Here is a 14,708-nt window from a genome sequence, read left to right as displayed (position 1 = left end):
GATATTGCACGTCACCAATCGCTAGGCTCGACGGCCGAACGAACGATTTTATTTGCGTGCGAATGCCTTTATTCTCACAGCAAGACAACCAAACAAAAGGAACGGGTTTCACGTGCAGGTACTAGTCCGCGACAATAACGTTGATCAGGCGCTTCGCGCTCTCAAGAAAAAGATGCAGCGCGAAGGCATTTTCCGTGAAATGAAAATGCGCGATTATTACGAAAAGCCTTCCCAGAAGCGCGCCCGCGAAAAGGCTGAAGCTGTTCGTCGCGTTCGCAAGCTGGCACGCAAGCGCGCACAGCGCGAAGGTCTGGTTGCAGCTCCGCGCGCAGGCCGTTAATAGGCCGTCTTTTGGACGTTTTTGAATGCTTGTTGGGCGGGGGCGATCAATTCGCCGCCGCTCTTTGTGTTTGTGGCCGGAGAATGATCTTGAGACCGGCCTGCGAGGGAACCCCCACCGAATGACCGCTGTTGATGCCTGTGTTGTGAAAAACTCCGATGCCTCCACGCGCCGGGTGCTCCTGAAAAACAACAAGAGATTCCGTGTTTCCCTTGTCGTCTGTACCGTCCTTGCCGGTCTTTCCGGCTGCGCTACGTCCAACCAGACTGACGATGTCTTCAGGATCGACCGTGCCCAGGGCTCGCAGGAAAACATTGCCTCGCTCACCTCGGTCATCAACGCCAATCCTCAGGATCCGGAAGGCTATAACGTCCGTGGCTCCGCTTACGGCCGCGCCGGCGATTCGCGCCGCGCTATCGAGGATTTCAACAAGGCGCTGCAACTGAACCCGCGCTTTTATCAGGCCTATGCCAACCGCGCGCTCGTGTATCGCAATTCCGGCCAGCAGCAGCAGGCCTTGCAGGATTACAACGCCGCTTTACAGATCAATGCGAGCTATGACGTAGCCCTGATCGGCCGTGGCAATCTTTACCGCCAGTCCGGCCGCGTCAACGAAGCTTTCAACGACTTCTCCCGCGCCATCGAACTCGAAACCACCGATGGCCGCGCGTGGCACAATCGTGGCCTGATCTACCAGCTGCGCAACCAGCATGCCCAGGCCATCGAGGACTTCTCCAAGGCCATCTCGCTGTCCTCAACCTCGCCGGAACCCTATAACGGCCGTGGCCTTTCCTATGTCGCGCTGAACGACGACGAAAACGCTTTCGCCGATTTCAACCACGCCATTTCGCTTGATGGCAACGTCGCAGAATCATGGGCCAACCAGGCACTGGTCTATGAGCGCCGCGGCGAGATGGCGAAAGCCGCAAAGTCCTATTCACATGCGGCACGGCTTGATCCGAAATATAAGCCCGCGCTCGACGGCGTTGCCCGCACGCGCGGTGCCGGCGCATCCTGATCAAAAACAGATACGAACAGAAAAGCCGGCGGTGCGACACCTGCCGGCTTTTTTATGGGAAACTTTTAAAGCCTCAATGGCTGTCGCGGCGCGCCTCGGGCGTGGCATCCCCCGCCCACAACTCCGCCTGCACCGCATTTTGAAACTCCATGACCTCGCGCCGCATGGCGGCGTCCTCATAGCCGAGGCCCGTCAGATAGGCGGCCAGTTCACGGCACTCCCTGCGCCAGAAATCATTCGCCTCCACACCATGCAGCCGGTCGAGCATGGTTGCGCACCGTTTTACGTTGGCAATACGGTTCTTTGCCGGAAAGGCGATTACTTCCGAATTCGTCGTCACGCGGGCACCTTGCTCTTCGAGGAATCAATACCGACTTTTTAAAGGCTGGATGGTTAACGAAGTCTGCTACGCAGGAGAGAAGGCCGCTAACGCCTTGCAGGGACGGGTTCTGCAGCCTGTCAGACGCAAGAATCTGCGGTGCCAGAGGACACCGATTCGGGCAAATCGCCGATTACCAAGGAATTTACCAATCAAGATTACCGAAATTTCATGCCGTGGGAGATAGAAGAAGTATATGTGTGTTGAAACAACACCGGTCTCATCGTATATTCTTGCAAAGAAAAAAAATGCCGCAGCGCAGCCAAAAACGGAGAAATCGTTCTCGGGAGGAGAGCACCATGTATGCACCTCGTGTATTTTTCAGCATGATTGGTGCATTGCTTGCCTTTGCGGTCGCTACATATTTCATCCAGGGGTCGTTCTATACGGCATTCATCCAGACCCTCATCTGCGCCGTCATTCTGCAAACCGGTTATTTTATTGCACTTCTGGTTCTGGTCGCCCGGGAGAAACGCCGGATGCGCGAAACCTTCGCGCTTGATCGCAGCGCCGAGATCATGACGCCGGACACGGTAAGCAGCGCCCCGCCACATGGCGCGAAACTGACCGATATGTGACCTCTCACGCACATTCTTTTATTGCGCCGCAAAAAAATCACTTGCATCCACACCCCTGACACTTTCTGCTGACCAAATCCTGACGGTTCGTCACAGCAGAAGGACAACACATGGTGAGCGGTTCACAGCCCATTTGCGTCATCATCGCTGCGAAAAATGCATCTGATACGATAGATATCGCCATCCGCTCCGCCCTTGTGGAGCCGGAGGTCGCCGAAGTCATGGTGATCGACGATGGCTCCACCGATACGACCAGCGATGTCGCACATGCGGCGGATGACGGTACCGGCCGTTTGCGGGTCGTGCGATTCGACGTCAATCGTGGCCCTTCGGCCGCCCGCAACCATGCGATCTCGATTTCATCCGCACCGCTCATCAGCATTCTCGATGCGGACGACTTTTTTTTCAAAGGCCGTTTTGCCGCCATGCTGGAAAATGACGACTGGGATCTGGTGGCCGACAATATCGCCTTCATCCAGCAATCGGTTCCGGGCGCGTCGTCCATGCAGCCGGCCCGCTTCGAACCACAGGCCCGGTTTCTGTCGCTGACGGAGTTCGTGGAAGGCAATATTTCCAGACCCGGCGTGGAACGCGGGGAAACCGGCTTTCTGAAACCGGTGATCCGCCGCGCCTTTCTGGACAAACATGCGTTGCGGTACGACGAGCGTCTGCGTCTCGGCGAAGACTACGAACTTTATACCCGCGCGCTTGCCGCCGGTGCCCGTTACAAGGTCATCCGTCATTGCGGTTACGGGGCGATTGTCCGCGGCAATTCGTTGAGCGGCCGTCACAGCACGGAAGATCTTCGCCGTTTATACGAAGCGGACAGGGACATTCTCACCAGCTGCAAGCTGTCGGCCAGCGAGACGGCGATCCTGCTCGAGCACGAAAAACACATCCGCGCGAAATTCGAGCTTCGCCATTTTCTCGATGCGAAAAAGCAGAAAGGGATGGGCGGCGCGTTGAGCCACGCTCTTGCGCGCCTGCCTGCCCTGCCGGCCATCACGCGCGGCATCTGGACCGACAAGACCGCCCGTTTTCGCAAACCGGCGCCGGTTCGGGATATTCGTTATCTGCTGGACGGTACGCCGGTTTCCTGAGGGAAAACCTCCAGCGGCGAGGATGATAGCAAGTTCGATATTCTCTCATTCGTCATGCCGGACTAGATCCGGCATCCAGTCATGGCGCGTCTGCGCCATGAAGAGAGTCTTTTGCGATCAAGGACTTGAGCGCGCTGGACCCCGGACCCAGGCCGGGGTGACTGTGTCCGAAATTGCTGAGGCAACCCGCCCTCAGAGATAATCGCGTTTGACCGTTTCCAGAACAGCGGAAAAACGCTCCTTGCGTTCCTCCAGCCTGCCATCCGGGCTGAGACGCGGTTCGGCACGGCTTGCCTGCCAGAGCGCCAGCGTGGAAGGTGCTGCCAGCACTTGCTTGGCCAGTTTGCGCAGCGACAGGGATTGGCTTGCCTGCGGCCGCACCAGCACATCGCCCTCATGCGCCGGACCGGATCCAGCCTCGGCAATGACGGGGGCTGGCGGCGGCGGGAAGCTCATACCCCAGAAACGCGACCCCTTTTTCGCCGCCTCGGCGCGGGTGGAAACTGGCACGTAACGCGGCTGATACTCCACACCGACCGTGCCTGCCCAATCGCTCCACTTGAAACTGTTGATCGAGGGAGATGTGCTCACCGCCACCCATGGCACGCGGAACGCATCGGCAAGAATGGCGCCATGCATGGATTCGGCCACGATAAATTCAGATTGGGCGATGGCGCGGATGACCGACATCGCCTCGCCGCGCGGGTCGAGATAGGTTAGTCCCGCCGGTTCGCAAACCGTTTCCCACATGCCGAATTCCGCCGATTCCCAATGGGGAACGAAGGTTTTCTTGTAGAGTTTCTGCAGGCCTTTGAACTCCGGCATCTCGGTCACCATCACGGCGGGATCGACAATGCCCTTTTCGGGAGAAAGTCCCAATTTGGCTGCGGTTTTTTCGCCGCGCACGCAGCGAATGTCCCAAAATCCGGTGCTTGTATCCGGCACCGCGCCGTAGCCATAACCGCTGCCGATCACAAGCTTGCGCTGCTTTGCGGGCAACAATGTATCATTGAGAACCGTGCCGACACCGACGAGCATCACATCGTCATGCACGTCCCGCAGCCCGGGCAGCAGAAAGTCCCACAGCCACAGATTGAGATCGTCGCCAAAATTTCCGTGATGCGATTCCCAGTGGTAAGGTTTCATGAAGTCACTCCTGGGTGAAAAACATATAAATTCTTGCAGGCAAGAATTCGATCATCTTGTCCGCACTATTTTGCCTGCGCCGAGCTCAAAAGCCGCTCGCAGGAGTGCCGGATCGCGCATCGCCCACTTCAGCAGCAGTCCGAATTCGGGCACCTTGCGCCGTTTCAGATTGCCCGCCTGGCTCCAGAGCGCCTGTTTGCGCGCCGTATTTTTATAGGAAGCGATCGAGGCCACATCGTCCGGCCGCCGCGAAAATCGCCCCTCCAGCGTATCGAGCGCAACCCAGGTATTGAACTGCTGGCGCAGGAATTCCGGCGAGGTATTGTCGATGCTGTGGAAGATATTGACGCCCATTCCGCGCATGGCACCGGCATCGTCACACAGAAGCGTGCGCTTGGATGCGAGGATGGAATCGCAGAAAAACAGCACATCTTCCGCCGCAAGCCGGAGCGCCGGATCGAAGCGTATCTTTTCAAAAAGCGGGCGGCCGATCACCATGCAGGAGAGATGCAAGAAGCTCCAGTTGCGCAGCATCACGCTCGCCAGATCCGGCAGCTCGATCACCAGAGGCCGCTCGGAAAGCCTTGCGGCGCCCTCGTTCTTCTCCAGCTCGGAAATGGCGAAATGATAATAAAATTCGTCACTTGCCTGCATGGATGCCCAATAGCACTCACCGCCAAATGTCTTCAGCGCGAAGGCCGCATTCTGGAGATGATCGGGCGTCCAGATGTCGTCCGAGTCAAGAAATGCGACGTAATCGCTGCCAGCAGGAACGTGGTCGAGACCGGTATTGCGCGCACCACCCGGCCCGCCATTGGCCTGCTTAATGACGAGAATCCGCTCTTTCTGCGCTTGCGAAAGTTCTGCAAGCTCATTGTCTATCGGATATGGCGATTCGTCATCGACGATGACAAGATCGAAATCCTGGTAAGTCTGCGCAAAAACCGATGCGAGCGCACGTCCAAGAATTCCGTGCTGCTTTTGGTAATAGGGAATGACGACAGTAAATCTTGCCATTGTTTCGCCCCTTGCGTTGATCAAGAAGTGTCGGGCCCGATCCTAAAAGCGGCCCCGATGGTATCGGCAACTCCCCACCGGCGTTCCTCCCCGCCGGCCTCCAGAAACAGGATGCTTGTATGCCCCCAGCTCCAAATGTAAAGACCATCACCACGAATGTCGGCTGGAGCGTCTTGTCTAAGACAGGGACATTCGGGCTTAAATTTGTCACCGTTCCCATTCTTGCACGACTGCTGACACCGGAAGAATTTGGTGTGGTTGCAGTCGGCTTAACGGTTGTACAATTCCTGACCATGATAGCCGGAGCGGGGCTGACCTCGGCGCTGATCGTCGAGAAAGAAGAGGATATGGATACAATCCATACCGTTTTCTGGGCAAATCTGGCGATTTCCTGCACCATGGCCGCTGCGCTCTACATTTTCGCGGAGTTCTTCGGTGGGCTTCTGGGTGCGGTGGAAAGTGCCTATCTGCTGCGTATCATGGCCTTTCTCATTCCGTTGCAACTTGCGGGTGATGTCGCCTATTCACTGCTTGCCCGGCGCATGAACTTCAGCCAGGATGCGCTGTGGAGCATGGCGTCTGAAAGCATCGCGGCGGTTGTCGCCGTGGCTATGGCGCTTCTCGGCTTCGGCGTCTGGGCGCTCATCATCCAGCTTTTCGCCGCCGCACTCATCAGGCTTGTCGGGCTATATGCCGTTTCCCGCTATTGCCCGCGTTTCGTCATGAAACCGCGCCGTCTGGTGCCGCTTCTCGGTTTCAGCTCCGGCCTGATGGGATCGGAAATCGCCAATTTCGTCACCTTCCAGTCGCCGATGGTGGTGATCGCCCGGCATCTCGGCCTTGCCGATGCGGGCGCCTATTCCGCCTCCAACCGTTTTGCCAGCATTCCCAATCAGGTCGTGCTGTCGGCCGTCATGGGCGTGCTGTTTCCCGCCTTCAGCCGTATGATGGACGATCCGCAGCGCCGGCGTGATGCCCTGATGTTCAGCACGCAGGTTCTGACCGTCCTGCTTGCGCCGATGATGTTCGGCCTCTGGGCGGTGGCCGAACCGGCCATGCTGGTGATTTTCGGGCAGAACTGGGCTTATGCCTGGCCGGTTCTCGGTCTCCTTGCCCTCTCGAAAGCCATTCTGACCCCATGCAGCACCTTTATCCCCTATCTCAAGGGTGCCGGCTATGGGCGTGTTCTGTTCTGGTCGGCCACGATCCGTGCCATCGTCACCACGGTTGCCGTCTGGGCTGCAGCCGTCTACGGCAGCCTGATCGACGCGATGATTTGGCTCTGCATCGTCAATGCGGTGACGCTGGTTGCCTACTCATGGGCGGTGTTCAAGGCAAGCGATACACCCTTTCTTAGCGGCCTCTATGTCAGCAGCAGACCGATGATTGCAGCGCTGGTCATGGCCGTTTCGGTGCGTTACCTGCTTCACATCCTTGCCGAACGCATCCCTAGCGCAACGCTTCAGGTCCTCGTTGGCGCCGCAGTCGGCGGTATCATCTATGCGGTGCTGATTTTGTTGACGGAACGCGCCCTGCTTGGAAAAATCCACGGGATGGTCAAATCGCGGCGAATGCGTGAAAACGCAACCCAAGGTTAGCGGCTCGTCACTGAAAGCGCCTCATTTCGGCCGTTAACAGGTCTCACCCGTCACGGATATGTGTTCCGTGACGGCATGGCAAAACCATTTTTTTGCGATGCAATATCGCTTACAATGATAATAACGCTTCCTCTGGCGATTTTTAGCGACGACTTAAATCTAGAAAAAATTAAATATTTTCAGTTGCTTAATTTTTTTAAGTCGCACGGAATGCCGGAACGCCAGACAATCACCCGCAATATCTAAGCTTGTGTTTTTCCCGCGTCGCCACATTTTACCCTAAAGTCGAAACCAGACTTACGAGTGCGGGCTTAAGTTCGCTCTGGTTGCAACGCGGCGTGGGTGGACGCCGCCCAATAGGGGTGACTGATGTGACTGTCGATCAGAACCTATCCTCCCGTATCAATTTGATGCGTATATTGCTGATCTCTGGAATCGTGTTCGTCCATGTGCCGCACGATGCCGAAACCAGCCCTTTTCTTGGCCTTTACGGCTTCTTCGACTGGCTGCGTGTTTTTCTGGGCGACGCCCTGTTTCGCATCGGTGTGCCCTGTCTCAGCGCGATATCCGGCTATCTGCTGTTTCGTCGCGGCATGAGCGGGTTCGATTATCCGGCGACGATCCGTTCGAAGTCGAAAACGGTACTGCTGCCCTTCCTGCTGTGGAATGGCGCGTTGTTTGCCGCAATTTTGCTTATCCAGCTGTTTGACGTTGGTGTGGGTTATTTCCCGGACCTCTGGAACGCCAGCCCGCGTGAAATCATCAGCCATGGCACGGCGCTCGAAGAACTGCCGGTAAACGTGCCGCTTTATTTCCTGCGTGACCTGTTCGTCTGCATCCTGCTGTCGCCGGTGCTTGCATTTCTCATGCGCCGCTTTGCGCTGCCAACCCTCGCTATCCTGCTCTTCATAACCGCCATGCCTGATCTGACGATCTTCATCGTCCAGAAGAAATCGATCCTGTTCAGCTTCTCGCTGGGCATCGCACTTGCGCTGCACCGCGTCGATGTCAAGGCACTCGATCCCTACGCCTTCCCGATCATGGCGCTGACCTTTGTCGCTGCGGCCATGCTGGCAACAGGCCTCTATTTCACCGGCCCGGAGTTCACCTTCTGGCTGAACATGTCGCGCAATTTGCTCGCTGTTTTTGGCGCGCTCGGTTTCTGGGCGTCGTCGGCGCTTTTGATCCGGAGCAGGCTCGGCAAGCGGCTTTCCGAGACCGGAAGCCTCAGCTTCTGGATATTCTGCGCTCACTATCCGTTGCTCGTCATCATGTGGATGGTCTGGAACAAGGGCGGACCCGATTTCTACCCCGCCTTCTATGTCATCGCCACGCTGTCCGCCTTTGTCATTCTGGTGGTGAGCAATGCACAAACCCGCAAATACCTGCCGGCCGTCTATGCCGTGCTGACCGGAAGCCGGAACGGCAAACGCAAGACAACGTCCGAATTCGCTGCAAAACGGGCCTCCATGATCGGCCCGCCCACATCCGAAACACTTTATTCGCAACGACAGAGGTGAACCAATGACAACATTTGTCACCCGCGTTCAGACACGCATTCTTCTCGCCGCCGCCCTGCTGGCGACACCCTTCACGACACCGAGCCAGGCACAAGAAGGCAACGGTGCATCCTTCATCGAGAATTTCGATCAGATGGACCGGTCGTTCTGGTACGTCTCCGACGGCTGGAACAACGGTGCGCATCAGAACTGCACCTGGTCGAAGAAACTGGCCACGGTGGAAAACGGCCAGCTGACGCTTGGTTTTGAGGAAGCAAAGTCCGGCGACCGCAACTTCGCCTGCGGTGAAATCCAGACCAAGGGGCGTTATCGCTACGGCACCTATGAAGCACGGATGAAAGCCGCTACCGGCTCCGGGTTGAACTCCGCCTTTTTCACCTATATCGGCCCGACCGACAAAAAGCCCCATGATGAAATCGACTTCGAGGTTTTGGGCAAGAATACGGGCAAGGTGCAGCTGAACCAGTATATTTCCGCCAAGGGCGGCAATGAGAAACTGGTGCCGGTAGAAGGCGGAGCTGATGCTGGCTTCAACGATTACGCCTTCGTGTGGGAGCCTCAGCGCCTGCGTTACTACGTCAACGGCAAGCTCGTTCACGAAGTCACGGATGAGACCAAGATTCCGCAGAATGCCCAGAAGATTTTCTTCAGCCTGTGGGGAACCGACACGTTGAAGGACTGGATGGGTGCCTTTTCCTATTCCGGCGCAACACAGATGATTGTTGACCGCTTCGCCTTCACGGCGCTCGGCGACAAATGCCAGTTTCCCGAATCCATCGCCTGCGCCCTTAACTGATTGCCTTTTTAAACCTGAGCCTCGGCGTCCTTGACGCATGAAACCAACCGGAACCCATGCATGATCCATGTTCTTTATCTCGCGCATGATCTGTCGGACCCCGCCATTCGCCGGCGGGTGTTGACCTTGGTTGCGGGCGGCGCGCGGGTCACGCTGGCGGGCTTCCGGCGCGGACAGAACCGGCTTGCAGAGATCGAGGGCGTGGTGCCGGTCATTCTCGGAGAAACCGCCGATGGGCAGTTTCTTCAGCGCATGGCAGCCGTCGCCAAAGCCAGCCTCTCGCTCGGCAAAACATTACGCGGCACCCCCACGCCCGACGTCATTCTTGCCAGAAACCTGGAAATGCTGGCTCTCGCAAAACGGGCCATGTCGCTTTACGACCGCCAGCCGGCACTGGTTTACGAATGTCTCGACATTCACCGCCTGCTTCTCAATGAGGGCAAGCCGGGGCAGCTTCTCAATGCGGCCCAGCGCTATTTCGCCCGGGATGCCAAGCTGCTGATGACGAGTTCTCCAGCTTTCGTCGAGCATTATTTCAAACCCGTTTCCGGCCTGAACCTTCCCGTGCTGTTGCAGGAAAACAGGGTGCTGGCGCTTGATGCCGCTGTAGCAGCCACCCCACAACCGCGCCCGCCTGCCTCCGGCGAACCGTGGAAAATCGGCTGGTTTGGGGCGCTTCGATGCCGCAAATCGCTCGAAATACTCGCCGATTTTGCAAGGCGCATGGATGGCAAGGTCGAGATCATCCTGCGCGGCCGGCCGGCCTATTCGGAATTTGCGGATTTCGATGGTTTCGTGGCTGCCGCGCCGCATGTGCATTTCCACGGGGCCTACAAGAACCCTGAAGATCTGGCCACCATCTATAATGAAGTGCAGTTCACCTGGGCGATCGACTTCTTCGAGGAAGGCCAGAATTCAAGCTGGCTGCTGCCCAATCGGCTCTATGAGGGATGCCTTTACGGCACCCTGCCGATTGCACTTGCAGGCACGGAAACGGCTCGTTTCATCGAAAAGCGCAATATCGGTTTTGTTCTGCAAAATGCCGGCGCAGATGATCTGGCCGCTCTTTTCAACACTATGACTCCACAAACGTATACGGACGCCTTCGACGCCCTCTCGGCACTCGATAAGAAACAATGGCTGACCGACCGCGACGATTGCCGTCAGCTGGTCCAGCAATTGTCCTCTCTTACAAAATCCGCTTCCGGCCATGCCCGTGAAGCTGCGTTTTCACCCGTGTAGTGCGTAGGGGGCAAATCATGGAAGGTCTTGGTCATTCCGGCATCAAAACTCTGATCGTCATTCCCTGCCTCAACGAGGCAAAGACGATCGAGGCCTTGCTGCGAAAATTCACCGGCGCGATGGACGGACGTATTTTCCGCATCGTTGTTGCCGATGGCGGCAGCACGGACGGCACGCGCGACATCGTTTCCGCCTTCGCCGTAACGGATGACCGCGTTACGCTCCTTCCCAATCCCAAGCGCATCCAGAGCGCCGGTATAAACCTGGCCGTATCCACTTTCGGCGAGGATTTCGACTACCTCATCCGCATCGACGCCCATGGCGATTATCCGGATGATTATTGCCAGCGGCTAATCGAGGACGCGGATCGCACCGGCGCGGATTCCGTCGTGGTCGCCATGGATACGGTCGGGCACGGCCTGTTCCAGAAAGCGACGGCGATTGCGCAGAATTCCAAACTCGGCAATGGCGGCTCCAAGCACCGCGAAGGCGCCAAGGGACACTGGATCGACCATGGCCACCACGCGCTGATGCGGATCGCCGCCTTCGACGCGGTCGGTGGTTACGATGAAAGCTTCAGCCACAACGAGGATGCCGAACTGGATTTCCGGCTGCGCAAATCCGGTTTCCGTATATGGATGACCGACAAGACCCGCATGACCTATTATCCGCGCGCCAGCGTCATGCCTCTGTTCAAGCAATATCTCGCCTATGGCCGTGGCCGGGCAAAGAACCTGCTGAAACATCGCTCGATCCCGAAGATCCGCCAGATGATTCCGCTGGCTGTCCTGCCGGTCTTCGTGCTTGCCCTGCTGTCGCTTGTGCATTGGGCAGCACTTATTCCGCTCGGCCTCTGGATCGCCGCATGTGTGGGTTATGGCTTGTGGATGGCAATAGGTCAGAAAAACCCATACGGCCCGCTCGCCGCCTTTTCCGCAATGGTGATGCATCTGGCGTGGTCCACCGGCTTCTGGCTGGAACTCCTGAAATTCCGGGGAAAAAAGGCTGTCTCATGACCGACCTCATCGTCACCGAACCACACAATTCAAAGACCGTCGATATCGGCATCTGTACCTACAGACGTCCGGCGCTGGTCGCCACACTTCTGTCACTGTTCGAACTGGAAGTGCCCGAAGGCGTGACAGTTCGCCTGATCGTTGCCGACAATGATGAGGAACCGAGTGCCAAGGCAAGTGTGGATCGGCTGCGTGAAACTTCGCCTTTCGAGATCGCCTATGTCCATTGCCCGAAATCGAATATCTCGATTGCCCGCAACGCCTGCCTCTCTGAATGCCGGGCAGACTATCTGGCCTTTATCGACGATGATGAGACCGCCCCGCCGCACTGGCTGGCCGCACTTCTGGAAAAGGCAGGCGAAACCGGCGCGGATGTCGTTCTTGGCCCAGTGACGGCGGTTTACCGTGAGAATGCGCCGGGCTGGATGAAACGTGGCGATTTTCACTCGACCGTGCCCGTCTGGGTGAATGGCGAGATCATCACCGGCTACACCTGCAACACGCTTCTCAAGATGGACGCCCCATCGGTAAAGGACCGGCGTTTTGCGCTGGCGCTCGGCCAGAGCGGCGGTGAGGACACGCATTTCTTCTCGCATCTCCATGCTTCGGGCGGTCGCATCGTCTTTGCGCAAAAGGCCGTGCTCTCCGAGCCGGTGCCGGAAAACCGCGCCCGTTTCATGTGGCTTGCCAAACGTCGCTTCCGCTCCGGCCAGACCCATGGCCGTGTGCTTGCCGAAAAGAAACCCGGCGCAAGACGCGTGATGCAGGTGCTGAAGGCAGGATCGAAAGTTCTCTATTGCGCCGTCTTTGCCGCCCTGAACGGTTTCAACGCCGTGCGCCGCAACCGCTATGCCCTGCGCGGCGCCTTGCATCTCGGCTCGGTAAGCGGCGCCTTCGGAGTGCGCGAAATCCGCCAATACGGCGCGGTGGAGGCAACCTGATGGAGAACCTTAACCCTCAGCCCGATATCAGCTTCGTCATTGCCGCCTATAATGCCGCCGAGACGATCGAAGCCGCCATTCAAAGTGCGCTTGACCAGCAGGGCGTGACGCTGGAGGTGATCGTCGTGGATGACCGCTCCGCCGACGAGACGATCTCGCTCGTCGAGGCCATTGCGGCCAACGATCCGCGTGTCCGGCTGCTTGCCCTTGAACAGAACCTCGGACCGGGAGGCGCGCGCAATGCCGGTATCGACGCAGCAACCGGACGCTTTATCGCCGTTCTCGATTCGGACGACGTCATCCGCCCCGACCGTTCCGCCTGCATGATGTGCCGGGCAGATGCGGCGAATGCAGTGATCGCTGTAGACAATCTCGATGTCGCTTATACGGACGGCAGGCCGATGGAAACGATGTTCTCGGAAGAGTTTCTGGAGGAAAGACCCGTCCTTACCCTTGAGGACTTCATTTCCTCCAACATCCTTTTCCGCTCCACCTTCAACTTCGGCTACATGAAGCCGATGTTCCGGCGCGATTTCCTAAATAGCGAGGGATTGCGTTTTCGCGAGGACATCCGCATCGGCGAGGATTACATCCTGCTTGCCTCGGCGCTTGCCGCCGGCGGCCTCTGCGTCATCGAGCCGAAACCGGGCTACATCTATAATAGTCGCGAAGGTTCGATCTCGCGCGTCCTCGAAATCCACCACGTCGAAGGAATGATGCGGGCGGACCAGGAGTTTCTGAGCCACTACGCGCTGTTGCCCGCCGCCATGGATGCGCAGCAGGCCAGAAGCCGTAGCCTGCAACTGGCCCGTAACTTCCTGACATTGGTGGAAGACATCAAGCGCCGCTCGATTATCGGCGCGCTGAAGACAACGATCAGAGATCCCGCCGTGCTGGGCCATTTGAGAATGCCCATTGCCGTGCGGCTGAAGAGGTTGCGGAACGCGATGTTTGCGCCCGCGGCAAATACTGGGGTGAAAAGGCAGATTTCGTAAAATTTGTGAGCGGACAAATCTGTGCGCGAAAAATCTGCAAGCGGACTGGGGACAGATCAAACCTTGATGAAGGAGAACGCGATGGACCTGAACAAAACTGTCAGAAAAGCCGTCATTCCCGTAGCCGGCAACGGCACGCGGTTTTTGCCCGCCACCAAGGCGATGCCGAAGGAAATGCTCACGATCGTCGACCGGCCGGTCGTGCAATATGCCGTCGATGAGGCAATGCAGGCCGGCATCGAGCACATTATTTTCGTAACCAGCCGCAACAAGACCGCCATCGAAGACTATTTCGACAGCGCGCCCGAGCTTATCAACACGCTCACCCGCTCCGGCAAGACGGTGCAGGTGCTGCAGCTTGAAAAGATGCTGCCAGTCGCAGGCACAGTCAGCTACACGCGCCAGCAGGTGCCGCTCGGCCTCGGCCACGCGGTTTGGTGCGCGCGCGAACTGGTGGGCAAGGAGCCTTTTGCGCTGCTTTTGCCTGATATGGTTTCCTATGGCGCACGCGGCTGCATTGCCGGGTTGATGGAACTCTACGACGAAGTCGGCGGCAATATCCTCGGTGTTGAGGAATGCCTGCCGGAAGAAGTGTCATCCTACGGCGTCGTTGGTGTCGGCCAGAAGGTCAATCACGGCTTTGCGGTGACCGAAATGGTCGAGAAGCCGGAACCATCCAGGGCGCCTTCGAATTATTATCTAAACGGCCGTTATATTCTGCAGCCGGAAATCTTCGACATTCTCGCCAAACAGGAGCGTGGCGCGGGCAACGAAATCCAGCTGACTGACGGCATGAAGCGGCTCGCTGAGAAGCAGGCCTTCCATGCGCAGAAGTATAGCGGTCGCACATTCGACTGCGGCAGCAAGCAGGGCTTCATCGCCGCCAATGTCGCTTTCTCGCTGATGCGTGCCGACATGGAGGCGCAGGTTCTCGCTTCCGTCAAGGAACTCGTCGCAAACCATGAAAGCCGCGTTCAGGCGGCCTGACTTTAATCGTGCTGCCGGGGAGGCGGTCGGCACAT

At 57.7% G+C, this 14,708-nt stretch carries 15 protein-coding genes; 12 read left to right on the top strand and 3 right to left on the bottom strand.

Annotated elements, in window-relative coordinates:
• Positions 1-112 precede the first annotated feature (112 nt).
• Entirely contained in the window at positions 113-340 is a 228-nt protein-coding gene (gene rpsU, locus G6L97_RS19435) for a 30S ribosomal protein S21 (protein WP_003498359.1), read from the top strand.
• Positions 341-461: 121 nt separating this feature from the next.
• Positions 462-1,358, top strand: coding sequence for a tetratricopeptide repeat protein (locus G6L97_RS19430; protein WP_025595237.1), 897 nt, complete (start codon positions 462-464; stop codon positions 1,356-1,358).
• Positions 1,359-1,431: 73 nt separating this feature from the next.
• Here G6L97_RS19430 and G6L97_RS19425 read toward each other — a convergent pair whose 3' ends face one another.
• A complete protein-coding gene (locus G6L97_RS19425; RefSeq protein ID WP_004431768.1) occupies positions 1,432-1,698 on the bottom strand; it encodes a DUF6074 family protein in 267 nt (88 codons plus the stop codon).
• A 338-nt stretch (positions 1,699-2,036) separates the two neighbouring features.
• Here G6L97_RS19425 and G6L97_RS19420 point away from each other — a divergent pair, with 338 nt between their 5' ends.
• Together G6L97_RS19420 and G6L97_RS19415 are read left to right on the top strand one after the other, a co-directional pair.
• Positions 2,037-2,315, top strand: coding sequence for an exopolysaccharide production repressor protein (locus tag G6L97_RS19420; protein WP_004431765.1), 279 nt, complete (start codon positions 2,037-2,039; stop codon positions 2,313-2,315).
• Positions 2,316-2,425: 110 nt separating this feature from the next.
• Complete coding sequence (locus G6L97_RS19415; protein ID WP_004431762.1) at positions 2,426-3,415, top strand: glycosyltransferase family 2 protein; 990 nt, start codon at positions 2,426-2,428, stop codon at positions 3,413-3,415.
• Positions 3,416-3,607: 192 nt separating this feature from the next.
• On the opposite strand, the gene G6L97_RS19410 is transcribed toward G6L97_RS19415, so the two are convergent.
• Together G6L97_RS19410 and G6L97_RS19405 are read right to left on the bottom strand one after the other, a co-directional pair.
• Positions 3,608-4,561 (bottom strand): polysaccharide pyruvyl transferase family protein, encoded by a 954-nt coding sequence (locus G6L97_RS19410; RefSeq protein ID WP_004431759.1) that lies wholly within the window; start codon positions 4,559-4,561, stop codon positions 3,608-3,610.
• A gap of 51 nt (positions 4,562-4,612) precedes the next feature.
• The gene (locus G6L97_RS19405) at positions 4,613-5,578 is read right to left on the bottom strand and encodes a glycosyltransferase family 2 protein (protein ID WP_004431756.1); all 966 of its coding nucleotides are present in this window, start codon (positions 5,576-5,578) and stop codon (positions 4,613-4,615) included.
• Positions 5,579-5,697: 119 nt separating this feature from the next.
• Here G6L97_RS19405 and G6L97_RS19400 point away from each other — a divergent pair, with 119 nt between their 5' ends.
• The 8 genes from G6L97_RS19400 (at position 5,698) to G6L97_RS19365 (ending at position 14,673) form a co-directional block, all read left to right on the top strand.
• Positions 5,698-7,176: a lipopolysaccharide biosynthesis protein gene (locus tag G6L97_RS19400; protein WP_174003605.1), complete on the top strand. Its 1,479-nt coding sequence runs from the start codon at positions 5,698-5,700 to the stop codon at positions 7,174-7,176.
• Between the two features lie 371 nt (positions 7,177-7,547).
• A complete protein-coding gene (locus tag G6L97_RS19395; RefSeq protein WP_004431750.1) occupies positions 7,548-8,696 on the top strand; it encodes an acyltransferase family protein in 1,149 nt (382 codons plus the stop codon).
• Positions 8,697-8,700: 4 nt separating this feature from the next.
• Entirely contained in the window at positions 8,701-9,492 is a 792-nt protein-coding gene (gene exoK, locus G6L97_RS19390) for an endo-1,3-1,4-beta-glycanase ExoK (RefSeq protein WP_004431747.1), read from the top strand.
• 60 nt (positions 9,493-9,552) lie between these two features.
• Positions 9,553-10,734, top strand: coding sequence for a glycosyltransferase family protein (locus G6L97_RS19385; RefSeq protein WP_060641910.1), 1,182 nt, complete (start codon positions 9,553-9,555; stop codon positions 10,732-10,734).
• Positions 10,735-10,751: 17 nt separating this feature from the next.
• Positions 10,752-11,750, top strand: coding sequence for a glycosyltransferase family 2 protein (locus G6L97_RS19380; protein ID WP_013762055.1), 999 nt, complete (start codon positions 10,752-10,754; stop codon positions 11,748-11,750).
• Positions 11,747-12,691, top strand: coding sequence for a glycosyltransferase family 2 protein (locus tag G6L97_RS19375; RefSeq protein WP_013762054.1), 945 nt, complete (start codon positions 11,747-11,749; stop codon positions 12,689-12,691). Before G6L97_RS19380 ends, G6L97_RS19375 begins: the two co-directional genes overlap by 4 nt.
• Positions 12,691-13,686, top strand: coding sequence for a glycosyltransferase family 2 protein (locus tag G6L97_RS19370; protein WP_174003603.1), 996 nt, complete (start codon positions 12,691-12,693; stop codon positions 13,684-13,686). The genes G6L97_RS19375 and G6L97_RS19370 overlap by 1 nt, the downstream gene beginning before the upstream one ends.
• A gap of 81 nt (positions 13,687-13,767) precedes the next feature.
• Positions 13,768-14,673 carry a UTP--glucose-1-phosphate uridylyltransferase gene (locus tag G6L97_RS19365; protein ID WP_004431732.1) on the top strand — a complete coding sequence of 302 codons (906 nt, stop codon included), beginning with the start codon at positions 13,768-13,770 and terminating at the stop codon, positions 14,671-14,673.
• Positions 14,674-14,708 lie beyond the last annotated feature (35 nt).

It is taken from the genome of Agrobacterium tumefaciens (assembly GCF_013318015.2).
Lineage (GTDB): Bacteria > Pseudomonadota > Alphaproteobacteria > Rhizobiales > Rhizobiaceae > Agrobacterium > Agrobacterium tumefaciens.
Note: the sequence above shows the minus strand (reverse complement) of the source record. Positions and strands in the feature narration are given on the sequence as shown.

Coding starts and splice junctions, on each gene's coding strand:
- G6L97_RS19430 (WP_025595237.1), top strand. CDS start 462: ATGACCGCTGTTGATGCCTGTGTTGTGAAAAACTCCGATGCCTCCACG.
- G6L97_RS19420 (WP_004431765.1), top strand. CDS start 2,037: ATGTATGCACCTCGTGTATTTTTCAGCATGATTGGTGCATTGCTTGCC.
- G6L97_RS19415 (WP_004431762.1), top strand. CDS start 2,426: ATGGTGAGCGGTTCACAGCCCATTTGCGTCATCATCGCTGCGAAAAAT.
- G6L97_RS19410 (WP_004431759.1), bottom strand. CDS start 4,561: ATGAAACCTTACCACTGGGAATCGCATCACGGAAATTTTGGCGACGAT.
- G6L97_RS19405 (WP_004431756.1), bottom strand. CDS start 5,578: ATGGCAAGATTTACTGTCGTCATTCCCTATTACCAAAAGCAGCACGGA.
- G6L97_RS19400 (WP_174003605.1), top strand. CDS start 5,698: ATGCCCCCAGCTCCAAATGTAAAGACCATCACCACGAATGTCGGCTGG.
- exoK (WP_004431747.1), top strand. CDS start 8,701: ATGACAACATTTGTCACCCGCGTTCAGACACGCATTCTTCTCGCCGCC.
- G6L97_RS19385 (WP_060641910.1), top strand. CDS start 9,553: ATGATCCATGTTCTTTATCTCGCGCATGATCTGTCGGACCCCGCCATT.
- G6L97_RS19380 (WP_013762055.1), top strand. CDS start 10,752: ATGGAAGGTCTTGGTCATTCCGGCATCAAAACTCTGATCGTCATTCCC.
- G6L97_RS19375 (WP_013762054.1), top strand. CDS start 11,747: ATGACCGACCTCATCGTCACCGAACCACACAATTCAAAGACCGTCGAT.
- G6L97_RS19370 (WP_174003603.1), top strand. CDS start 12,691: ATGGAGAACCTTAACCCTCAGCCCGATATCAGCTTCGTCATTGCCGCC.
- G6L97_RS19365 (WP_004431732.1), top strand. CDS start 13,768: ATGGACCTGAACAAAACTGTCAGAAAAGCCGTCATTCCCGTAGCCGGC.